Genomic DNA, 21005 nt, shown 5'->3' with positions numbered 1-21005 from the left:
GCCCAGCCCCACCCCTCGACGAACGAAGGGCAGATGCAAGCCGACCGCTCCTCCTCCCCCAAGCTCTCGACGCCTCCCCCACTCTCGGCTTCGCTCGAGCGGGGGGACCCCCATGAGCCGGGGGGACGCCCGTCCCGCTTCGCCGTCCCCGTGGAGGCCGCCCTCCGCGCCGCCGGCTGGCAGCCCGGCCGCTGGGACATACGGCAGGCCGAGATCTGGGCCGACGCCCTGCGCGACCACGTCTCACCGGCCGGCCACCGCCACGCCGTCTTCCCCGCCGCGGTCGAGGCCTGGGCCGAGTTCGGCGGCCTCCGCATCACCTCACAGGAACCGGGCCGCCAACTGGCCCCCGCCACCCTCCACCTGGACCCCCTGCACGGCCTCCACATGGCCCGCACCCTCGGCGACCTCGGCCGCGCCCTCGGCACCGAGGTCGCCCCCCTCGGCCGGGAGCCCGACACCCACACCCTCCTCGCCATCGACGCCGCGGGCCGCGCCTACGCCGTCGACCACACCGGCGACTGGTACCTGGGCCCCACCATCGACCAGGCCCTCACGACCCTCGTCACGGGCATCCCCCCGGTACGGCTGACAGCGGGCTGACACGCAGCACCCCCCACACACCCCCCCACGCACCACCCCCCACGCACCACCCCCCACGCATCAGCCCTCAGGCATCAGCCCTCAGGCCGGGCGCCGCGTACGGCAGCAAAGTCACCCCCCGGACGGGATGACCGCCGACACCCGGAAACCCCCCGCGTCCGTCGGCCCCGACACGAACACCCCGCCCAGCGCCGCGACCCGCTCCTTCATCCCGAGCAACCCGTTCCCCCCGGACGGCAGCCCCGCCGACGACGCGGCCCCCGGCTCCGGCGGCGGCTCGTTCTCCACCTGCATGGCGATCTCCGCGTCCCGATGCGCCAACCGCACATGCGTCCTCGCCCCCGCCGCATGCTTGTGCACGTTGGTCAGCGCCTCCTGCACCACCCGGTACGCGGTCTGCTCCACCTCACGGGCGTACGCCCGCACCTCCCCCATCACCGACAGCTGTACGACCATCCCCGCGGCCGCCGACTGCCCGACCAGCTCCTCCAGCTCCGCCAGACACGGCCCTTCACCGGCCTCCACCACCCCCCGAGACCCGGCAGAACCGGCAGACCCGACAGAACCGGGAGACCCGGCGGATCCGGCAGGCCCATACGACCCGGCCGACGCACTGGCGGCAGCCGCAGCCGCCGCGACCCCCACCGCGGCCAGCGGCACCGACCCGGACTCCGACTCCGGAACCCGCCCCGCCCGCTCCACCCGCTCCGCCCGCCGCGGCGCCACCTGCCCGTCCCCCGACCGCAGCACCCCGAGCATCTCCCGCAGCTCCGTCAGCGCCTGCCGCCCCATGTCCCCCACGAGCGCCGCGTTCCTCACGGCCTTCTCCGGGTCCTTACGGGCCACCGCCTGCAACGCCGCCGCGTGCACCACCATCAACGACACCCGGTGCGCCACCACGTCGTGCATCTCCCGGGCGATCCGCCGGCGCTCCTCGCCCCGCGCCCACTCCGCCCGCTCCTCGGCCCGCTCCGCCAGCAACTGCAGCTCCCGCTCCAGCGAGTCCGCCCGCTCCCGCAGGCTCTCCATCAGCCGCCGCCGCGCACCCACGTACAGCCCCAGCAGCACCGACGGCGCCGTCAGCCCTATCGCCATCGTCAGCGCCACGAACGGCGGGAACCACTCCGCGCCCAGTTCAGGGGTGTCCCGCACACTCCGCGTCGTCTGCACGAACGCGACGATGAAGACCCCCACGAAGGACATCCCCGACAATGCGGCGATGATCCGCCGAGGCGCCTCCGACGCGGCCAGCGTGTACAGACCGACGATGCTCAGCAGATAGCCCATCTCGGCCGGCGTGATCGCGACCGCCACCAGCACCACGGCGACCGGCCACATCCGCCGCACCACGAGCACGGAGCCGGCCACCAGCCCGAACAGCACCCCCACGGCCACGGGCAGCCCCGCGTCCCGCGCGAAGCCCACACCTTCCGCCGCGCACTCCAGCGCGGACACCAGGGCGAGCCCCACGTCCAGCACCGCGCTGCGCCTCTGCCCCCACCACCACGGACCCGCCCTGGTCCCGGCCCCGTGGTGGTCTTCCCCCGTCGTGGTCATGCCTCCAGCCTACGGTCGCCCCGTGCGGCTTTTCCGGCGAGTTTCCCGGACTGGCCTACACCACACTCCGTGACCGGACGGAAGCGAAACCGACCGATATACCTCGAACTGCTGAATCGCTCATCGTTCGACCCCGGAAGGGATCATTCCCCCCGGACGGTGAGCGCATGACACGCACCACCACCGGCAAGTACGCCGACTTCGAGGCGCTGCGGGAACAGGCGGTCGCGCTGCGGCGCAGCGGCCACAGCCTCCGGCAGATCCGCGACGAGCTGAAGATCTACAACAACGACATCCTCAACCAGCTCGTGAAGGGCGAGCCCCCACCCGAGTGGACAAAGCGCCCCCGCGCCAAGGACGACCTCCGCGCGAAGGCCCGCGAACTGCGCCTCCAGGGCTGGACGTACGACCAGATCGAGGTGGAGCTGGGCTGCTCACGGAGCTCGGTCTCGCTGTGGGTGCGGGACCTGCCGAAGCCCACACCGCGCTACACACCCGAGGAACAGCGGGCCCTCATGAACGATGGACTGGCCCGGCTGCGTGCGACACGGAATCAGGAGCTCGAAAACGCCAAGACCGCAGCCCAGCGGGACATCGGCGAGCTCACGGACCGCGAGCTGTTCACGCTCGGGGTCGCGCTGTACTGGGCAGAGGGCGCCAAGAGTAAGCCGTACGACCGCCGCGAACGTGCCGTCTTCGTCAACAGCGATCCCGGCGTGATCCTCACCTACCTTGCGTGGCTGGACCTGCTCGAGGTGGATCGGGACCGCCTTGGCTACCGAGTACTCATTCACGAGTCGGCGGACATCGAAGCGGCGCACAGGCACTGGGCAGATCTCGCCGACGTGGACACGACCGTCTTCGCGAAGCCAACGCTCAAGAAGCACAACCCCAAGACCGTCCGCAAGAACACCGCCGACGACTACCACGGCTGCCTGGTCATCACCGTGGCGAGGAGCGCTGATCTGTACAACCGCATCGAGGGTTGGTGGAACGGAATCGTGGCCCAAGCGAGAGAACGTCTCCGGTAAGGTCTGATGTGCTGTCCCCCGTGGTGTAACTGGCAGCACACTAGGTTTTGGTCCTAGCAGGACAAGGTTCGAATCCTTGCGGGGGAGCTCACAGCACACACCACCTCAGTTCGGGTCCTGACCCCAGTCAGGACCCGTTCACATTTCCCCCCACCTACGCCCCGGTATCCTGCGGATGTCCACACCCCACCCATCCAAAGCCGAAGGGCACACCCCGTGAGCGCCAACCGCCCGGCAGCCGTCGTCGTACTCGCAGCGGGTGAGGGCACCCGTATGAAGTCGGCCACCCCCAAGGTCCTGCACAGCATCTGTGGCCGTTCTCTCGTCGGCCACGTCCTCGCCGCCGCCCGCGAGTTGGAGCCGGAGAACCTGGTCGTCGTCGTGGGTCACGCCCGCGAGCAGGTCTCCGCGCACCTCTCCGAGATCGACCCGCACGTCCGTACCGCCGTACAGGCCGAGCAGAACGGCACCGGGCACGCGGTCCGCATGGCCCTGGAGGAGCTCGGCGGGACCATCGACGGCACGGTCGTCGTCGTGTGCGGTGACACCCCGCTGCTCACCGGCGGGACGCTGACGCAGCTCGCCGCCACCCACTCCGCCGACGGCAACGCTGTCACGGTCCTCACCGCCGAGGTCCCGGACGCGACCGGCTACGGCCGTATCGTCCGCGACGGCGCCTCCGGTGCCGTGACGGCGATCGTGGAGCACAAGGACGCCTCCGAGTCGCAGCGGGCGATCCGGGAGATCAACTCGGGTGTGTTCGCGTTCGACGGGCAGCTGCTCGCGGACGCGCTGGGCAAGGTCCGTACGGACAACAGCCAGGGCGAGGAGTACCTGACGGACGTCCTCGGCATCCTGCGTGAGGCCGGTCACCGCGTGGGCGCCTCCGTCGCGGCCGACCACCGTGAGATCGCCGGGATCAACAACCGTGTGCAGCTGGCCGAGGCGCGCCGCACGCTCAACGACCGGCTGCTGACCGACGCCATGCTCGCCGGCGTGACCGTGGTCGACCCGGCGACGACCTGGGTGGACGTGACGGTGACGTTCGAGCAGGACGCGGTGGTGCACCCGGGCACGCAGCTGCTGGGGGCGACGCATGTCGCCTCGGGTGCCGAGGTCGGGCCGAACACCCGGCTCAAGGACACCAGGGTCGGCGCGGGTGCCCGCGTCGACAACACGGTCTCCGACAGCGCGGAGATCGGCCCGCAGGCGTCCGTCGGGCCGTACGCGTACCTGCGGCCGGGCACGCGGCTCGGGCTGAAGTCGAAGGTCGGGACGTACGTCGAGACGAAGAACGCGTCGATCGGTGAGGGCACGAAGGTGCCGCACCTGTCGTATGTGGGGGACGCCACGATCGGTGAGTACTCGAACATCGGCGCGGCGAGTGTCTTCGTGAACTACGACGGTGAGGCGAAGCACCACACCACGGTCGGGTCGCACTGCAAGACGGGCTCGGACAACATGTTTGTGGCACCTGTCACGATCGGGGACGGTGCCTACACGGCCGCGGGGTCCGTGATCACGAAGGATGTGCCGCCCGGTTCGCTGGCCGTGGCCCGCGGTCAGCAGCGGAATATCGAGGGTTGGGTGGCTCGTAAGCGTCCGGGGAGCGCGGCGGCGAAGGCGGCCGAGGAGGCTCGCCGGGAGGCGGCCGGCGAAAGCTGACCGGAAACGGGTACGTCCGGGACGGCGTACCGTGATAGGTGCAATCACCCCCCAGCTGAGACGTTCTCTCATGCCCAGCTGAGACCTCTGAGGAGACTGTGCTGTGACCGGGATCAAGACGACCGGCGAGAAGAAGATGATGTTCTTCTCCGGCCGCGCCCACCCCGAGCTTGCCGAGGAGGTCGCCCAGCAGCTGGGTGTCGGGGTCGTCCCGACGAAGGCCTTCGACTTCGCCAACGGTGAGATCTACATCCGCTACCAGGAGTCGGCGCGTGGTGCGGACTGCTTCCTGATCCAGAGCCACACGGCTCCCATCAACAAGTGGATCATGGAACAGCTGATCATGATCGACGCTCTGAAGCGGGCCTCCGCGAGAAGCATCACGGTGATCGTGCCGTTCTACGGTTACGCGCGGCAGGACAAGAAGCACCGTGGGCGTGAACCGATCTCGGCGCGTCTGATCGCGGACCTGATGAAGACGGCGGGTGCGGACCGGATCCTCACCGTCGACCTGCACACGGACCAGATCCAGGGCTTCTTCGACGGTCCGGTGGACCACCTGTTCGCGCTGCCGCTGCTGGCGGACTACGTGGGCAAGAAGGTGGACCGCGACAAGCTCACGGTGGTGTCCCCGGACGCGGGCCGGGTGCGGGTGGCGGACCGCTGGTGCGACCGGCTGGGCGCGCCGCTGGCGATCGTGCACAAGCGGCGTGACAAGGACGTCGCGAACCAGGTGACGGTGCACGAGGTCGTCGGTGATGTGAAGGGCCGGGTGTGTGTCCTGGTCGACGACATGATCGACACGGGTGGCACCATCTGCGCCGCCGCGGACGCGCTGTTCGCGCACGGTGCGGAGGACGTCATCGTGACGGCGACGCACGGTGTGCTGTCGGGTCCGGCGGCGGACCGGCTGAAGAACTCGCGGGTGAGCGAGTTCGTGTTCACCAACACGCTGCCGACGCCGGCCGAGCTGGGCCGTGACCTGGACAAGATCTCGGTGCTGTCGATCGCGCCGACGATCGCGAGCGCGGTGCGTGAGGTGTTCGAGGACGGTTCGGTGACGAGCCTGTTCGACGAGCAGTAGGACGCTCGGCGGGGCCGGCCGCGAGGCGGCCCCGGTTGATCGATTTTTCTGCGGCCTCCCTGGCCGAGTACCCTGTTGAGGTTGCTCGGCGAGGGAGGCCGTTTCCGTTCCGCGGAAATCGGCGGTCCGTTATCGACGCGCTCTTCGTAGCAGGCCGTTCGTGGCCGGGTGACTGACCACGACCTTTCTCTCGTGTTCCCACGAGTCCTGATTACGAGGAGTGAACATGTCCGAGGTGAAGATCGCCGCCGAGACGCGCACCGAGTTCGGCAAGGGCGCCGCCCGTCGTATCCGCCGTGACAACAAGGTTCCGGGTGTGCTGTACGGCCACGGTTCCGAGCCGCTGCACCTGACGCTGCCGGGTCACGAGCTGCTGCTGGCGCTGCGTACGCCGAACGTCCTGATCGCGCTGGACATCGACGGCAAGGGCAACGAGCTGGCGATCCCGAAGGCCGTGCAGCGCGACCCGCTGAAGGGCTTCCTGGAGCACGTCGACCTGCTGCTGGTGAAGCGCGGCGAGAAGGTCAACGTCGAGATCCCGGTCCACACCGAGGGTGAGCTGGCCGCCGGCGGCAATCTGCTGGAGCACGTGCTGAACGCGCTGCCGGTCGAGGCCGAGGCCACGCACATCCCCGAGTCCGTGACCGTCTCCGTCGAGGGCCTGGAGGCCGGTGCCTCCGTCCTCGCCAAGGACATCACCCTGCCCAAGGGTGTCTCGCTGGCCGTCGAGGCGGACACGGTGGTCCTCCAGGTGCTGGCCGCCCAGGCGGAGGAGCCGTCGGCCGAGGGCGCCGAGGGCGTCGAGGGCACGGAGGCCTGATCTCCGTAAGGGATTCCCCTCAGGGGTCCTGAAGGCTCCGGGGCAGAATCTTCGTCAGCCGCCGGGCCCGCGCCGCGAGCGCGGGTCCGGCGGCTGACGTGTATGAACGAGATGCGAGCGACGGCGCGAGACGGCGGCTGACCGCTTGGGTGAGGAGACATGGACGTGACGACCGACGCGGGCGCTCCCTGGCTCGTCGTGGGCCTGGGCAATCCGGGTCCGGGGTATGCCATGAACCGGCACAACGTGGGGTTCATGGTGGTGGATCTGCTGGCGGAGCGGATCGGCGGGAAGTTCAAGCGGGCCCAGAAGGCGCAGGCGCAGGTGGTCGAGGGGCGGGTCGGTCCGCCGGGGCCGGGCAGCCGACGGGTGGTGCTGGTCAAGCCGATGTCGTACATGAATCTGTCGGGCGGTCCGGTGAACGCGCTGCGTGAGTTCTACAAGGTGCCGGTGGCGAACATCGTGGCGGTCCATGACGAGCTGGACATCGACTACGGCACGCTGCGGCTGAAGCTGGGGGGCGGCGACAACGGTCACAACGGGCTGAAGTCGATGACGAAGGCGATGGGTGCGGACTATCACCGGGTGCGGTTCGGGATCGGGCGTCCGCCGGGCCGGATGCAGGTGGCGGACTTCGTGCTGAAGGACTTCTCGGCGGCGGAGCGCAAGGAGCTGGACTGGTTCGTGGACCGTGCGGCCGACTCGGTGGAGTCGCTGCTCACGGAGGGGCTGGAGCGGGCGCAGAGCGCGTACAACTCCTGAGAGGCGGGCGTGCCGGGTGGGGGCGGGTCGATGTACGTGGACAACTGCGGACTTGTCCTCCGCTTTTTCCCCGCTCCTCTCCTCAGGAGTTGACCGGCCGCAGTGTCATGGCCAATGATCCCGGCCATGCCTGCCAGCTCCGCGTCCCGTAAGACCCGCCAGGGCACCCAGGCCGTACTGCGCTTCGGACGTCTCGCGGCGATGGGTGCGGTGACGGCGCTGATCCTGATCGCGGGCGTGTGGGCGTCCTGGGGCACGGCCCAGCACGTGCTGCTCACCAAGGGGCGCGAGCGCGGCACGGTCGAGGTGACGCGGTGCGACGAGGGCATGTGCAGGGGGCCGTACACGCCGGTGTCCGAGGGGTCGAAGGCCCGGGAGAGCGTCGAGATCGAGGATTCGGTCGCCGTGGCGGAGGGGCGGACGTACGCGGTCGTGCTGAAGCCGAGCAGCGGTGAGGCGGTGCGCTCGGGGGCGGGCGGCATGCTGTACGCGTGGGTCCCGCTGAGCGGGGCGCTGCTGCTGGCGTCGGTGGTGGTCGCGGGCGGGCTGCGGCGGACGCGGGCCGCGTGGGTGATGGCCGTCTCCGGGATCGTGCTGCTGACGGCGGCGTTCGTGGCGGTCTGAGGCCGGATGTGACAGTGCCCCCGTGCTCATGGCGAGCACGGGGGCACTGTGCTGAGTACGTGCTGTGCCTCAGCCGGTGTTGCGCAGTCCGGCCGCCACGCCGTTGACGGTCAGCAGCAGGGCGCGGGCGAGCAGCGGGTCGGGGTCGGTGCCCGCGGCGGCCGCGTCGCGCTGGCGCTTGAGGAGCGCGACCTGGAGGTAGGAGATCGGGTCCAGGTAGGCGTCGCGGATGGCGAAGGTCTGCTGGAGGACGGGCTGGTTGTCGAGCAGCTTCTCCTCGCCGGTGACGCGCAGGACCTCGCGGACGGTGAGCTCGTGCTCGGCCTCGATGGTGGCGAAGACGTGCTGGAGCTCCTCGGGGACGAGGGTCTCGACGTAGTGGCGGGCGATCCTGAGGTCGGTCTTGGCAAGCGTCATCTCGACGTTGGAGATGAAGTTGCGGAAGAAGTGCCACTGTTCGTGCATCTCTTCGAGCACGCTGTCGAGGCCGGCCTCGCGCAGGGCCTTCAGTCCGGAGCCGACGCCGAACCAGCCGGGGACGATCTGCCGGGACTGGGTCCAGCCGAACACCCAGGGGATGGCGCGCAGGCCGTCGAGCGAGACGCCCGAGCCGGGCCGGCGGGAGGGCCGCGAGCCCAGGTGCAGGTCGGCGAGCTGGTCCACGGGCGTCGACGCGAGGAAGTACGTCGGCAGGTCGGGGTCCTCGACCAGCTTGCGGTAGGCGGCGTGGGCGGCGTCGGAGACGACGTCCATGGCGGCGTCCCAGCGGGCGAGGGCCTCGTCGGACTGGCGGGGCGCGGTGTGCAGGGCGGAGGCCTGGAGGGTGGCCGCGACGGTCAGTTCGAGGTTCTCGCGGGCCAGGGACGGCACGAGGTACTTGTCGGAGATGACCTCGCCCTGTTCGGTGACCTTGATCTCGCCTTCGAGGGTGCCCCAGGGCTGGGCGAGGATCGCGTCGTGGGAGGGGCCGCCGCCGCGACCGACGGTTCCCCCGCGGCCGTGGAAGAGGCGCAGGCGTACGCCGTAGCGGTGGGCGACGTCGCGGAGCCGGCGCTGGGCGCGGTGGATCTCCCACTGCGAGGTGGTGATGCCGCCGAACTTGGAGGAGTCGGAGTAGCCGAGCATGACCTCCTGGACGTCTCCGCGGAGCGCGACGAGCCGCCGGTAGGAGGGGTCGGAGAGCATGTCCTCGAGGATGGTGTCGGCGGCCTTGAGCTCGTCGGTGGTCTCGAGGAGGGGCACGATGCCGATCTTGGCCCAGCCGGCGTGGAGGTCGATGAGTCCGGCCTCGCGGGCGAGGACGGCGGCGGCGAAGACGTCGTCGGCGCCCTGGCACATGGAGATGATGTACGACTCGATGACCTCGGGTCCGAAGACGTCGAGGGCCCGCTTGACGGTCTCGAACACGCCGAGGGTCTTCTGCCCGGCCGCGTCCAGCGGGGCGGGGGTCGGCGCGAGGGGCCGCCTGGAGCGCAGCTCCTTGGCGAGCAGCTTGTGGCGGTACTCGCGGGGCATGTCCTCGTAGCGCCAGGACTCCTCGCCGAGGCGGTCGAAGAGCTGGCCGAGGGCGTGGTGGTGGGCGTCGGCGTGTTCGCGGACGTCCATGGTGGCGAGCTGGAGGCCGAAGGCGGCGAGGGTGCGGATGGTGCGGTTCATCCGGCCGTCGGCGAAGAGGCCGCCGCGGTGCTCGCGCAGGGAGGTCTGGACGAGGGTGAGGTCGGCGAGGAGTTCGCTGGTGCCGAGGTAGTCGCGGCCGGGCTGGTGGGGGGTGCCCTTGGCGAGGCGCTCCTTGGTGTTCTCCAGCTTCTGCCGGATGGCGGTGGCCTTGAGCCGGTAGGGCTCCTCGGCGTTGAGGCGCTTGTAGCGGGGGCTGATCTCGGGGAGGGCCTCGAGGTCGGCGTTGAGCGAGGCGAGCAGCTCTTCGGTGGCGCCGGTGTAGCGGATGGAGTTGGAGAGGAATCCGCGGAGTTCGTCGATGAGGTCGAGGGCGTCGTTGATGCCGTGTTCGTGCTGGAGGATCAGCACGTCCCAGGTGACCTCGGGGGTGACGTTGGGGTTGCCGTCGCGGTCGCCGCCGATCCAGGTGCCGAAGGTCAGCGGGCGGGTGTCGTCCGGGAGGGTGACGCCCACGCGTTCGAGTTCGGCGGTGAGGTCCTCGAGGACGTCGCCGACGGCGCCGGCGTGGAGCTCGTCGAGGTAGTAGATGGCGTTGCGTGCCTCGTCGGCCGGTTCCGGGCGGACGACGCGCAGCTCGTCGGTCTGCCAGACGAGGTCGATGTTCTCGGCCAGCCGGGTGTCGTGGCGGCGCCGGTCGGAGGCGATGACCGGGGTCTCCAGGAGGGCGGCGATACGGCGCAGCTTGTTGAGGACGGAGCGCCGGGCGGCCTCGGTGGGGTGGGCGGTGAAGACGGGCCTGACGTTGAGGTTCTTGACCGTCTCGCGCAGGTGTTCGGGATCGGCGTCCTTGAGGCGGTCGGCCGTACGGGCGAGGAGGCCGCCCTCGGCGGAGCGCTTGGCGCGCAGTTCGCGGCCGCGGTGGACCTGTTCGGTGACGTTGGCGAGGTGGAAGTAGGTGGAGAAGGCGCGGACCAGCTTGGCCGCGGTCTCCAGTTCGGTGCCGCGCAGCAGCTCGGCGGCGGCTTCGCCGTCCTCTCGGGTGAGGTGGCGGACTCGTTCGACGAGTTCGAGGAGCTCGGGGCCCTCCTGCCGGACGAGGGTCTCGCCCAGCAGGTCGCCGAGGCGGCGGATGTCGGCACGCAGCTCACTGCTGACCGTCGTGGTCTGGTCGTCGGCACTGCTCACAGGTGCGGCTCCTTGCAGGTGCAGTGTTGAAGCTCGTCTGGAGGGAACCCGGGTACCAGGCCGGGCGGCTGAGCCGCGTGCGGCCGGGCATCCGGGCAGGAAATCACAGCGGACCGCGCTGTCCGACCGATCACAAGGATAGGTGTCCATGGGGACGCGCAGGTTCACGGGCTCTTGCCGCCGGGCGCCGCGCTGCCATACTTACGTTGCCGTAGGTTACGGAACCGTAGGGAACGCCTCCGTGCCCCACAGGCCGTTGCCACAAGCACCTGCCTCGACCCTCGACCCCACAGGGGACGCCCCATGACCACAAGCTCCGATGTGATCGAAGACGCCCCGGAGGCGAACGATCCCAAAGGAACCAAGGCATCCAAGGCATCCGGGACGACCAAGGGATCCGGGGGCGCCACGGGCCCCGAGGGTTCCGCGGCCGCCTCGACGACCGACGACGCCGCAATGCCCTCGGCCACGCTGGGCGGCGAGCGGAAGCGTTCGATCGAGCAGATCACGCTGCTGCTGTTCATCACCGTCCCGTTCCTCGCGCTGATCGCGGCGGTGCCGCTGGCCTGGGGCTGGGGCGTGAGCTGGCTGGACCTCGGCCTGCTCGTGTTCTTCTACTACCTGGGCTGCCACGGCATCACGATCGGTTTCCACCGGCACTTCACGCACGGTTCGTTCAAGGCGAAGCGTCCGCTGAAGGTCGCGCTGGCGATCGCGGGCTCGATGGCGGTCGAGGGGCCGCTGGTGCGCTGGGTGGCGGACCACCGCAAGCACCACAAGTTCTCCGACGCCGAGGGCGACCCCCACTCGCCCTGGCGCTACGGGGAGACGGTCCCGGCGCTGCTGAAGGGCCTGTGGTGGGCGCACGTCGGCTGGATGTTCGACGAGGAGCAGACCTCGCAGGAGAAGTACGCACCGGACCTGATCAAGGACCGGACGCTCCGTACGATCTCCCGCCAGTTCGTCCTGTGGACGACGGCGTCCCTCGCCCTCCCCGCGCTGATCGGCGGCCTGGTGACGATGTCGTGGTGGGGCGCGTTCACGGCGTTCTTCTGGGGCTCCCTGGTCCGGGTGGCCCTCCTCCACCACGTCACCTGGTCGATCAACTCGATCTGCCACGCGGTCGGCAAGCGCCCGTTCAAGTCGCGTGACCGCTCCGGCAACGTGTGGTGGCTGGCGGTCCTGTCCTGCGGCGAGTCCTGGCACAACCTGCACCACGCCGACCCGACCTCCGCGCGGCACGGTGTGGAGCGCGGCCAGCTGGATTCCTCGGCCCGGCTGATCCGCTGGTTCGAGCAGTTCGGCTGGGCGTACGACGTGCGCTGGCCGTCACGCTCGCGTATCGATTCGCGGCGCAACACGGACCGGGACGGCTCCCGGCGCAAGAGGGAGGCCGTCAAGGCGGCATGATGGGCGGGTGGCGACCGACTCGAGCAATACCTCCAGCAGCGACAAGCAGCGGCGCACCCGCCGCACCCGGATGACGGGCGCCGAGAGACGCCAGCAGCTGTTGGAGATCGGTCGGACCCTTTTCGCCGCCAAGGGTTTCGAGGGCACGTCGGTGGAGGAGATCGCGGCGAAGGCCGGGGTCTCCAAGCCGGTGGTGTACGAGCACTTCGGCGGCAAGGAAGGCCTGTACGCGGTGGTGGTGGACCGCGAGATGCGCCGCCTCCTCGACATGGTGACCAGCTCCCTCACGGCCGGCCATCCCCGTGAGCTGTGCGAGCAGGCGGCCTTCGCGCTCCTGGACTACATCGAGGAGTACACGGACGGCTTCCGCATCCTGGTCCGCGACTCCCCGATCCCCCAGTCCACGGGTTCCTTCGCGTCGCTCATCTCGGACATCGCCACGCAGGTGGAGGACATCCTGGGCCGCGAGTTCAAGAGCCGCGGCTTCGATCCGAAGCTGGCCCCGCTGTACGCGCAGGCGCTGGTCGGCATGGTCGCGCTGACGGGCCAGTGGTGGCTGGACGTCCGCCGCCCGAAGAAGGCCGAGGTGGCGGCGCACCTGGTGAACCTGGCGTGGCACGGGCTGGACGGGCTGGAGCAGAAGCCGCGGCTGATAGGGCACCGGAAGAACTGACAACGCCGAGCATCTGATCACTCTTTGTGATGACCACTCGCTGGTTCCGGCGGCTACGGTGGTGGCGAAGGCCCAGTATCCCGTCCATGGGAGGGATCACCATGACTGCCGAGCCGATCGCCGAGCCGACCCCCGAGCCCGCCGACGAACGGTCCGGCACCCGCTGGCCCGTGCCGCCGCCCGAGGGTTACACGGTGGACGACCTGTTCACGCTGCCCGACCTCCCGCCGCACACCGAGTTGATCGACGGGAGCCTGGTCTTCGTGAGTCCGCAGCGACGTTTCCACAACAAGATGATGGAACTGCTGGTCAATGGCCTGCGGCCGACGCTGCCGGGTAGCTTGAGCATCGAGCGCGAGATGACCGTAGTGCTGGACCGCCGCAACGGCCCGGAGCCGGATGTCAGCATCGTCCGTTCGGAAGCCGTCACCGACTTCACGCAAACCCGGTTCCAGGCCCGGGACGTGCTGCTCGCTGTAGAAGTCGTCTCCCCGGACTCCGAGGCCCGCGACCACAACACCAAGCCCGCCAAATACGCCGCCGCGGGCATCCCGCACTTCTGGTTGGTCGAGATGACCGAGCCGAATCAGCACCCGGTGATCAAGACCTACGAGATCGACCCGGTGAACAAGACGTATGCACTGACCGGCATCCACCACGATCGGCTCAAGCTGGACGTCCCGTACACCATCGACATCGACATCACACTCGACGCCCTCAAGAAGCTGTAGCCCCCACCCGCCCCACCACGAACACCCGCCGGAACGGAAACACCGTCCCGTGCGCCCCCGCCGGATACGCCTCCCGCAGCAGCTCCCGGTACTCCTCGACGAACGGCTCCGCCTCCTCACCCAGCGCGGTGAGCACCGGCCTGAGCCCCGTCCCCTTCACCCAGTCCAGCACCGCGTCCTCCCCCTGGAGGATCTGCTGGTACGTCGTCTCCCAGACGTCCACCTCGCAGCCGAGCCCGGCCAGCGCCTCCAGATAGACGGCAGGGCTGTGCACCGCGTCCTCGTGGCGGAGCACCCCGCCGAGCCGGTCCTTCCAGCGCGCCGAGCCCGCCAGCTCGCGCATCAGCCGGTGGCTCGGCGCGTCGAAGTTGCTCGGCACCTGGAAGGCGAGGACGCCACCGGGCGCGAGGGCGTCCACCAGTACGGGGAAGTGGCCGAGATGCCCGGGCACCCACTGCAGGGCGGCATTGCTGACGATCAGGTCGTACGGCTGTGGGGGCGCCCACGTCAGGACGTCGGCGGACGCGAAGTCGAGGCGGCCGCCGCCCGGGGTGGGGCCGGCCAGGGGCTGTGCCTCGGCGAGCATCTCCGGCGAGTTGTCCAGGCCGGTGATGTGCGCGGTGGGCCAGCGGTCGGTGAGCAGGCGGGTGACGTTGCCGGGGCCGCAGCCGAGGTCGGCGATGCGGGGGCGTTCGGCGGGCAGGTCCGGTACGTGGGCCAGCAGGTCGAGGAAGGCGCGGGCGCGGTGGCCCGAGTGGCGGAGGTACTGGTGCGGGTCCCAGACGGGCGTGGTGGCGGGCACGGCGCGACTCCTCATGAGATGAGTGATCTCCTCGGTCACTCCCACTGTCCACCGCACTAATCTCGCCGTCAAGATACTTGACGCCAAGAGACTTCACGTCGACAAAACCACTACACTGATCTCCATGGAGGACGAGGTCGATCGACTGGTCGCAGCGTGGCGCCGCGAGCGCCCGGACCTCGATGTGGAGCCGCTGGAAGTACTCAGCCGGGTGAGCAGGCTGGCCCGGCACCTGGACCGCGCACGCCGGCTGGCGTTCTCCGAGCACAACCTGGAGCCGTGGGAGTTCGACGTCCTGACCGCGCTCCGGCGCGCCGGGTCCCCGTACCAGCTCTCGCCCGGTCAGCTGCTCACCCAGACCCTTGTCACCTCGGGCACGATGACGAACCGTATCGACCGGCTGGCCAAGAAGGGCCTGGTGGAGCGGCTGCCCGACCCCAGTGACCGGCGAGGCGTGCTGGTGCGGCTCACGGACGAGGGCCGGGACCGGGCGGACCAGGCCCTCGCGGGACTGCTGGAGCAGGAGCGGGCGATCCTCGCCGAGCTGTCGCGCGCCCAGCGGGGTGAACTGGCCGGGCTGCTACGCCAGCTGACCGCCCCGTTCGACAACATCCCCGGCTAGGTCGACGGGCCCGACCCCGGCGCGCCGGGCGAGGGCCACGGCGGCGAGGGTGGAGTGGACGCCCAGCTTCCCGAGGACGTTCTGCATATGGGTGCGGACGGTGTGCGGGGAGAGGAACAGCCGCTCGGCGACGGCCTTGCGCCCCAGTCCCGCCACCATGCAGCGCAGCACCTCGCGCTCGCGCGGGGTGAGGGACTCCACCAGCCGCTCGCTCTCGGTGCGGTGCTTGCGCGCGGCGGTGAGCTCGCGGAGCACGCCGGTGAGCAGCGCGGGCGGCAGATGCGTCTCGTCGCGCAGTACGCCGCGGATGACGGTGAGCAGCCGGGACAGCGAGCAGTCCTTGGCGACCCAGCCGGAGGCGCCGGCCTGCAGGGCGAGGGCGGCACGCCGCGGATCGTCCTTCTCCGCCAGCACGACGGTGCGTACGGCCGGCTGCCCGGAGCGCACTCCGGCGACGAGCGAGATGCCGTCGACGAGCCCGTCCTCGTTGCCCTCCTGCACGGGCACGGCGGGGCGTGACCCGGGGACGTTGCCCCCCAGGTCGGCGTCGACGAGCATGACGTCGAACTTGCGCCCCTCCGCCGCCGCGCGCTCCAGGGAGCGCAGCGCGGCGGGGCCGCTGCCGGCCGCGGAGACCTCGACGTCGGGCTCGGCGGCGAGGGCCGCGGCGAGCGACTCGGCGAAGATGCGGTGGTCGTCGACGACCAGGACTCGGATGCGAACCACGAAACCCCCTTCCCCAAGCTCCTTCAAGAGCAGGGGAGACCGAAAAGGTCGGTCGGAGGACGGCCGACGCAGGGTACGGCGCCCGGGGTTCTCCCGGAAGCTCTGTCTCCGCCCCGGGAACGGGGGTGCCGCAGCCGACACGGCCGCCGCCGTGTGCTGGAACTGCCGCCCCCCACCCGGGCGTCGTACCCGACTCTTTCGCCCCCTGATCGGCACCGGCCCCCACCGGTGCTGTTCATCAGGGTAAGGCCGGGCGCGGGGAGTGGAAGGTAATTTGCAGAACTGATTGGCCGATCCGTTTATGGTGAGCCGCATGTTTCGTATCGAGACAGAAGTCGACAAACAGCGCACCCAGTTGCTGCGTTCCCGGCTCAGGGACACCAACACGGCGGCGTCCCCGGTCCTTCGCGCACTGCGCGGTACGCCGGGCGAACGAGAGGTTCCGCTCCAGGTCTGGGCGCTGGACGAGGCCGGGGAGATGGCGGGCGGCCTGGTCGGTCACACCTGGGCGGCCTGGCTCCACGTGTCGTATCTGTGGGTCGACGAACCGCGTCGCGGTGCGGGTCTGGGGGCGCGGATATTGTCCGAGACGGAGCGCATCGCGCACGAGGAGCGCGACTGTGTCGGCTCCCGTCTGGAGACCTGGGGCTTCCAGGCCCCCGGTTTCTACCGGAAGCAGGGGTACGAGGTGGTGTGCGTGATCCCCGACTATCCGCCGGGGATCACGGAGTACACACTGACGAAGCGGCTCGGGTGACCCGGGCCGGTCAGCGGCCCGGGGGCACCGCCGCGCTCACCGCCCGGCCGCCAGCCCGTCCCGCACCGCCGCGTACGCCGGCTTCCGTCCGAACTCCTCGTCCATGAGCGTCGCCGCGCCCTCCTCCGGGAAGACGTCCGGCACCCACGAGTACTTGTCGGTGAAGCCCCAGACGGTGAACGACTTGCAGCTGCGAGCGTTCAGACAGGCGTCCAGCAAACCCCGGAAGTACGTCGCCTGGGTGGCGAGCTTCGCCTCGTCCGCGGGCATGAGCACGCGGACGTCGACCTCCGTGAAGGCGGTCTGCATCCCGAGGGCCCCGAAGCGGGCGAGGTTCTCCGCGACCTGTCCCGGGAAGCCGTACTGGGTCGCCAGGTGCCCCTGGATGCCGAAGCCCTGGACCGGGACGCCCTCGGCGAGCAACTGCTTCGCCAGGTCGTAGTAGGCGGTGGACTTCGCGTTGACGCCCTCGACGTTGTAGTCGTTCATGAAGAGCTTCGCCTTGGGGTCGGCCGCGTGGGCCCAGCGGAAGGCGTCGGCGATGTAGGACGGGCCGAGCTGCTGGAGCCAGATCGAGTTGCGGTAGCTGCCGTCCTCCTCGAAGACCTCGTTGACCACGTCCCACTGCTGGATGCGGCCCTTGTAGCGCTTGACCTCCGTGGTGATGTGGTTCCGCAGGATCGACCGGAGTTCCGCCTTGCCGATCGATCCGTCCGCGACGCCCGCCGTCAGCCAGGCCGGGAGCTGGCTGTGCCAGACGAGGGTGTGGCCGCGCACCACCTGGCCGTTGCGGTGGGCGAAGCGGACCAGCTCGTCCGCCTGCGTCCAGTCGTACTCGCCGCGCTCCGGCTCGACCGACTCCCACTTCATGGCGTTCTCGGCGGTCACCGAGTTGAACTCGCGGGCGGTGATACGGCGGTACGTCGCGTCCTCGGCCAGTGCCGTCCCGTCCACGGCGGTGCCGATCTTCACGTGGGCCCGGTCGGCGAGCGCGCGCAGCGTGGCCGGGGAGTGCGCGCGGTCGGGGGTGGCCGAGGCCGGCTGGACGGCGGCGCCCGTGACCAGGAGCGTGCCGCTCAGCAGGGCGAGCGCGGGGAGGCGGAAGCGGCGGGTCCGTCGGTTCCGTCGGTTCATGTGCGGGTGGTCCCTTCTCATCATGTACTGGGGTGTTCGGATCGGTCAGCTGATGCGGTGGCTCTCCAGGGGGCCGAGGTAGGTCGGCGTGAGCCCGCCCGTGTCGATCACCAGCCGTTGCAGCACGACCGTGGGGTCGACCATCCAGAACTTCAGCCGGTGGACCCCGGCGCGGGCGATCGTGTGCCGTGTGCCCGTCACGTTGACGTTGTCGGAGGTGTGGCGTGCCCACTGCTTGTTCATCAGGCCGTCGTCGGCGCCCGTGGACGCGATGACGTCGACGGTCTGCGGGGTGTCGTCGCCGAAGGAGACCGCGTAGCGCAGTCCGCTCGTCGGCAGGACGGGGTTGCGCGGGGAGAGGTGGGCGTAGACCGTCACCTCGCCCGCCGCCAGCAGGCTCACCTCGTACTCCAGGCGCGGGCCGGACCCGCCGGGGGTCTGCCGGGCCGCCGTGACCGGCCACGGGGTCATGCCCGCGCCCGTACGGCCGATGCGGTCGACGCGCCGCCAGCTCACCCCGCGCGCGCCGACCGCCCGCACGTGGTGCTCGGCGTCGACGGCCACGTATCCGCCGGCCTCCACGAAGCCCCGCAGCCCGCGCCGGGACGGCTTCTCGGCGACGGCATGGACGGTCACCGAGGCACCGGCCCCGTGCACGGTCACCGAGCCCTCCGCGCCGTCCTGTGGCACCCGCGCCCAGTCGACGCTCAGCTCCACCCGGACCTGCTGCTCGACCCGGCCCCGCGGGCGGTCGGCGCGCAGCCACGGCACCGACGGCTCGATCCGGTACTCGAAGGGCGTACGGCCCCGGTTGAAGACCTCGATGTACTGCTGGGGCCTGGACTGGTACGGGCTGAAGACGGGCAGCAAGGGCGCCTCCGACGCCCCGCCCGGCCACCACAGCCCCGAGTCGTCCGCGCCGTCGACGGCCACGCCCAGCTCGGCGGCCTCGGGCACCTCGATGCGCTCGACCGCGGGGAAGATCTCGTCCGGCAGCGCCACGTTGTCCTTCTCCGGCTGCTGCCAGCCCGCGTTCGGACCGTAGCGCTCCACGTCGCCGTACCCGATGTGCGGCTGCGTCTGGAAGCCGTTCCACTTGCCGTCCGCGACCTGGGTGTTGAAGCGGTCGGCGAGGGCGAGGTCGCGCTCCAGGCCGGCCTCCGCCTCCGCCGCCCGGTCGTTGGCCGCCGCCCTGCCCTGCGCGGCGTACAGCAGGTTCTGGAACTCGGCTTCGCGCAGTCCGTACAGATTGGCCGTGGCCTGCACCTGGTACCCGACCAGCTCGAACCACGCGTCCTGGGACCGCCGCGGCAGCCGGCGCCCGACCCGGTCCGCAGCCTTCGCCAGGTGCCGCCACTCGTCCGTCACCCGCTCCAGCTCGCGGTGCGCGAAGAAGAAGGGCGTCTCCTCGTCGTCGTAGACGATCGCGCTCTCGTCGCGCGTCGGATCCTTCGCCGGGTTCAGCGTGATGCGGCGGTTGAGGAGTTCCGGTTTGCGGCGGGCCTGGAGCTGCCCGTACGTGGACAGGATCTCCGCGATGGCCTCCGCGTGGGCCGCGCCGAAGTTCTGGCGCGCATAGCGGCGCTCCCACTCCTCAAGGTCCTCCTGCCCCCACCGCTCGGGGTTCCAGGCGTAGTCGAGGAAGAACTCGGTGGGCAGTTCGTTGCCCTTGAGGTCGCCCACGTTCGTCACCCACAGGCCGTGGTTGCCGTACGCGTGCGCCTGGTGGAGCTGCTCCCAGAGGTTGGCGAGGTTGGCGGTGTCGACCCACTTGTAGTTGCGGCCGACGCCCACGTAGTCGAAGTGGTAGTAGAGGCCGTAGCCGCCGGGGCGGGACTCCTTCGGGTCCGGGTGTTTGCGGATGTTGCCCCAGTTGTCGTCGGTCAGGACGACCGTCACGTCGTCCGGGGCGCGCAGGCCGCGGTCCCAGTAGCGCTGGACCTCCTTGTAGAGCGTCCAGACCTGCGGCACCTCGGCGAGGTCGCGGCCGGTCTCCTCGGCGATGATCTGCCGCTGGGTCGCGATGATCTCCTGCATCAGCTCGATGCCGTCGCCGTCGGGCAGGCTGGTGTCGCCGTTGCCGCGCATACCGAGGGTGACGACTCCCTCGAAGTCCTCGTCGACCATGCGCCGGATGCCGTCGCGCCAGTACTTCTTGATGGCCTCGGCGTTGCGGCGGAACGACCACTCCCCCGTACCGCCGTACGGGTCACGTCCGGGCGTCACGACGGCCCCCGAGGAGTCCCGGACCGCGGGGACGGCGTGCCGGTTCCACTCCTCGATGCCGCGCATCATGGGCGCCTCATGGGACGTGCCCATGACAATGCCGTATTCCTTGGCGCGGGCGTGGTTCTCCGGGTCGTCCTCGGCGAAGGCCCGCCCCCAGACCGCCGGCCACAGGTAGTTGCCCTTCAGCCGGAGCAGCACCTCGAAGACCTTGGCGTAGAAGTCCGCGGTGAAACCGCCGGGGTGGCCGGGTGCCTTGCCGTGGCCGAAGTACTCCGGTGCCCAGGTGCCGAGCGCCGGGTTCTCGTCGTTGATGAAGACGCCCCGGTACTTCACCGCCGGGGTGCCCTGGGTGAACCGTCCCGGCAGCACGTACAGCGCGTCCCGGTGCACCGGCTCCACGTCGTCCCACCAGTACCAGGGCGAGACCCCGATGCCGTACGAGAGGTCGTACACCCCGAAGATCGTGCCGCGCGGGTCGCTGCCGGCGATGACGAGGGCGCGCTCCACCCCGGGCATCGGCCGCTCGACGACCGTCTGCAGCGAGGTCTCCCACGCGCCGCGCACGCCGGTCACGTCGAGCTTGCCCGACGCCACGAGCCCGTCGATCAGCGGGCTGCGGCCGATCGTCCCGACGAGTACCGCCGTCCGGGCGATCGTGCCCCCCGGCCGGGCACCGGTGACCCGCTCGATGTCGTCGCGGAGGTCCCCCGCGGCCCGTACGGCTCCGGGGTGGTCGGCGTCGCTGACCACGACGGGCGCGCCGACGAGCGGGAAGGCCCCGGGCCGCGGCGCGAAGGAGACGTACGCCCCGGGGTCGGTCACCGTGAGGCCGGCGCTCCCTTTCCCTTCCGCCCGTGCCACGCCCGGCAGCGCGGGCAGCGCCGCCAGGCCGGCCCCCGTACCGAGCACGGCCCTGCGGCTGACGTGTCCAGACATGCCACACCCCTCGCACCTGTCGTCCTGCTGACGCCGA

18 protein-coding genes and 1 tRNA gene are annotated in these 21005 nt (G+C 70.4%); 13 read left to right on the top strand and 6 right to left on the bottom strand.

Annotated elements, in window-relative coordinates; translation table 11 throughout:
• The first annotated feature begins 33 nt into the window (after positions 1–33).
• The gene (locus IE242_RS19795; protein ID WP_189861069.1) at positions 34–603 is read left to right on the top strand and encodes an SUKH-3 domain-containing protein; all 570 of its coding nucleotides are present in this window, start codon (positions 34–36) and stop codon (positions 601–603) included.
• A gap of 111 nt (positions 604–714) precedes the next feature.
• On the opposite strand, the gene IE242_RS19790 is transcribed toward IE242_RS19795, so the two are convergent.
• Entirely contained in the window at positions 715–2160 is a 1446-nt protein-coding gene (locus IE242_RS19790) for a sensor histidine kinase (protein ID WP_189861068.1), read from the bottom strand.
• Between the two features lie 167 nt (positions 2161–2327).
• On the opposite strand from IE242_RS19790, the gene IE242_RS19785 reads away from it, so the two are divergent.
• The 7 genes from IE242_RS19785 to IE242_RS19755 all read left to right on the top strand — a co-directional run bounded on the left by IE242_RS19785 (position 2328) and on the right by IE242_RS19755 (position 8146).
• Positions 2328–3191: a hypothetical protein gene (locus IE242_RS19785; protein WP_189861067.1), complete on the top strand. Its 864-nt coding sequence runs from the start codon at positions 2328–2330 to the stop codon at positions 3189–3191.
• Positions 3192–3205: 14 nt separating this feature from the next.
• Positions 3206–3278, top strand: a tRNA-Gln gene (locus IE242_RS19780).
• 129 nt (positions 3279–3407) lie between these two features.
• Positions 3408–4856: a bifunctional UDP-N-acetylglucosamine diphosphorylase/glucosamine-1-phosphate N-acetyltransferase GlmU gene (gene glmU / locus IE242_RS19775; protein WP_189861065.1), complete on the top strand. Its 1449-nt coding sequence runs from the start codon at positions 3408–3410 to the stop codon at positions 4854–4856.
• Positions 4857–4959: 103 nt separating this feature from the next.
• Positions 4960–5940: a ribose-phosphate diphosphokinase gene (locus IE242_RS19770; RefSeq protein ID WP_189861064.1), complete on the top strand. Its 981-nt coding sequence runs from the start codon at positions 4960–4962 to the stop codon at positions 5938–5940.
• Positions 5941–6166: 226 nt separating this feature from the next.
• On the top strand, positions 6167–6760 hold the full coding sequence (locus tag IE242_RS19765; protein WP_189861062.1) for a 50S ribosomal protein L25/general stress protein Ctc: 594 nt from the start codon (positions 6167–6169) through the stop codon (positions 6758–6760).
• A 159-nt stretch (positions 6761–6919) separates the two neighbouring features.
• Positions 6920–7522 (top strand): aminoacyl-tRNA hydrolase, encoded by a 603-nt coding sequence (gene pth, locus IE242_RS19760; protein ID WP_189861060.1) that lies wholly within the window; start codon positions 6920–6922, stop codon positions 7520–7522.
• Positions 7523–7636: 114 nt separating this feature from the next.
• On the top strand, positions 7637–8146 hold the full coding sequence (locus IE242_RS19755; RefSeq protein ID WP_189861058.1) for a hypothetical protein: 510 nt from the start codon (positions 7637–7639) through the stop codon (positions 8144–8146).
• A 69-nt stretch (positions 8147–8215) separates the two neighbouring features.
• On the opposite strand, the gene ppc is transcribed toward IE242_RS19755, so the two are convergent.
• Entirely contained in the window at positions 8216–10948 is a 2733-nt protein-coding gene (gene ppc / locus IE242_RS19750; protein ID WP_189861056.1) for a phosphoenolpyruvate carboxylase, read from the bottom strand.
• A 303-nt stretch (positions 10949–11251) separates the two neighbouring features.
• Between ppc and IE242_RS19745 the strand changes: the two genes are divergently transcribed.
• The 3 genes from IE242_RS19745 (at position 11252) to IE242_RS19735 (ending at position 13762) form a co-directional block, all read left to right on the top strand.
• Positions 11252–12358 (top strand): acyl-CoA desaturase, encoded by a 1107-nt coding sequence (locus IE242_RS19745; protein ID WP_373299541.1) that lies wholly within the window; start codon positions 11252–11254, stop codon positions 12356–12358.
• 7 nt (positions 12359–12365) lie between these two features.
• A complete protein-coding gene (locus IE242_RS19740) occupies positions 12366–13031 on the top strand; it encodes a TetR/AcrR family transcriptional regulator (protein WP_189861054.1) in 666 nt (221 codons plus the stop codon).
• 101 nt (positions 13032–13132) lie between these two features.
• Complete coding sequence (locus IE242_RS19735; protein WP_189861272.1) at positions 13133–13762, top strand: Uma2 family endonuclease; 630 nt, start codon at positions 13133–13135, stop codon at positions 13760–13762.
• Here the strand turns inward: IE242_RS19735 and IE242_RS19730 are convergent.
• On the bottom strand, positions 13749–14564 hold the full coding sequence (locus tag IE242_RS19730; RefSeq protein WP_189861053.1) for a trans-aconitate 2-methyltransferase: 816 nt from the start codon (positions 14562–14564) through the stop codon (positions 13749–13751). The genes IE242_RS19735 and IE242_RS19730 overlap by 14 nt on opposite strands.
• Positions 14565–14688: 124 nt before the next feature.
• Here IE242_RS19730 and tamR point away from each other — a divergent pair, with 124 nt between their 5' ends.
• A complete protein-coding gene (tamR, locus tag IE242_RS19725; protein ID WP_189861051.1) occupies positions 14689–15186 on the top strand; it encodes a MarR family transcriptional regulator TamR in 498 nt (165 codons plus the stop codon).
• On the opposite strand, the gene IE242_RS19720 is transcribed toward tamR, so the two are convergent.
• The gene (locus tag IE242_RS19720) at positions 15145–15912 is read right to left on the bottom strand and encodes a LuxR C-terminal-related transcriptional regulator (protein WP_189861049.1); all 768 of its coding nucleotides are present in this window, start codon (positions 15910–15912) and stop codon (positions 15145–15147) included. The genes tamR and IE242_RS19720 overlap by 42 nt on opposite strands.
• 301 nt (positions 15913–16213) lie before the next feature.
• On the opposite strand from IE242_RS19720, the gene IE242_RS19715 reads away from it, so the two are divergent.
• Positions 16214–16669: a GNAT family N-acetyltransferase gene (locus IE242_RS19715; RefSeq protein WP_189861047.1), complete on the top strand. Its 456-nt coding sequence runs from the start codon at positions 16214–16216 to the stop codon at positions 16667–16669.
• A 36-nt stretch (positions 16670–16705) separates the two neighbouring features.
• On the opposite strand, the gene IE242_RS19710 is transcribed toward IE242_RS19715, so the two are convergent.
• Together IE242_RS19710 and IE242_RS19705 are read right to left on the bottom strand one after the other, a co-directional pair.
• Positions 16706–17803 carry an endo-1,4-beta-xylanase gene (locus tag IE242_RS19710; RefSeq protein ID WP_189861045.1) on the bottom strand — a complete coding sequence of 366 codons (1098 nt, stop codon included), beginning with the start codon at positions 17801–17803 and terminating at the stop codon, positions 16706–16708.
• Between the two features lie 45 nt (positions 17804–17848).
• Positions 17849–20968 (bottom strand): glycosyl hydrolase 115 family protein, encoded by a 3120-nt coding sequence (locus IE242_RS19705; RefSeq protein ID WP_189861043.1) that lies wholly within the window; start codon positions 20966–20968, stop codon positions 17849–17851.
• Between the last annotated feature and the right edge of the window lie 37 nt (positions 20969–21005).

This window comes from Streptomyces poonensis (assembly GCF_014650915.1).
Lineage (GTDB): Bacteria > Actinomycetota > Actinomycetes > Streptomycetales > Streptomycetaceae > Streptomyces > Streptomyces poonensis.
This window is presented reverse-complemented; position numbering and strand designations above follow the sequence as displayed.

What these genes read in the sequence shown, in the direction of transcription:
- IE242_RS19795 (WP_189861069.1), top strand. Translation starts at nt 34, where the DNA reads ATGCAAGCCGACCGCTCCTCCTCCCCCAAGCTCTCGACGCCTCCCCCA.
- IE242_RS19790 (WP_189861068.1), bottom strand. Translation starts at nt 2,160, where the DNA reads ATGACCACGACGGGGGAAGACCACCACGGGGCCGGGACCAGGGCGGGT.
- IE242_RS19785 (WP_189861067.1), top strand. Translation starts at nt 2,328, where the DNA reads ATGACACGCACCACCACCGGCAAGTACGCCGACTTCGAGGCGCTGCGG.
- IE242_RS19765 (WP_189861062.1), top strand. Translation starts at nt 6,167, where the DNA reads ATGTCCGAGGTGAAGATCGCCGCCGAGACGCGCACCGAGTTCGGCAAG.
- pth (WP_189861060.1), top strand. Translation starts at nt 6,920, where the DNA reads ATGGACGTGACGACCGACGCGGGCGCTCCCTGGCTCGTCGTGGGCCTG.
- IE242_RS19755 (WP_189861058.1), top strand. Translation starts at nt 7,637, where the DNA reads ATGATCCCGGCCATGCCTGCCAGCTCCGCGTCCCGTAAGACCCGCCAG.
- IE242_RS19745 (WP_373299541.1), top strand. Translation starts at nt 11,252, where the DNA reads ATGACCACAAGCTCCGATGTGATCGAAGACGCCCCGGAGGCGAACGAT.
- IE242_RS19735 (WP_189861272.1), top strand. Translation starts at nt 13,133, where the DNA reads ATGACTGCCGAGCCGATCGCCGAGCCGACCCCCGAGCCCGCCGACGAA.
- tamR (WP_189861051.1), top strand. Translation starts at nt 14,689, where the DNA reads ATGGAGGACGAGGTCGATCGACTGGTCGCAGCGTGGCGCCGCGAGCGC.
- IE242_RS19715 (WP_189861047.1), top strand. Translation starts at nt 16,214, where the DNA reads ATGGTGAGCCGCATGTTTCGTATCGAGACAGAAGTCGACAAACAGCGC.
- IE242_RS19710 (WP_189861045.1), bottom strand. Translation starts at nt 17,803, where the DNA reads ATGAACCGACGGAACCGACGGACCCGCCGCTTCCGCCTCCCCGCGCTC.
- IE242_RS19705 (WP_189861043.1), bottom strand. Translation starts at nt 20,968, where the DNA reads ATGTCTGGACACGTCAGCCGCAGGGCCGTGCTCGGTACGGGGGCCGGC.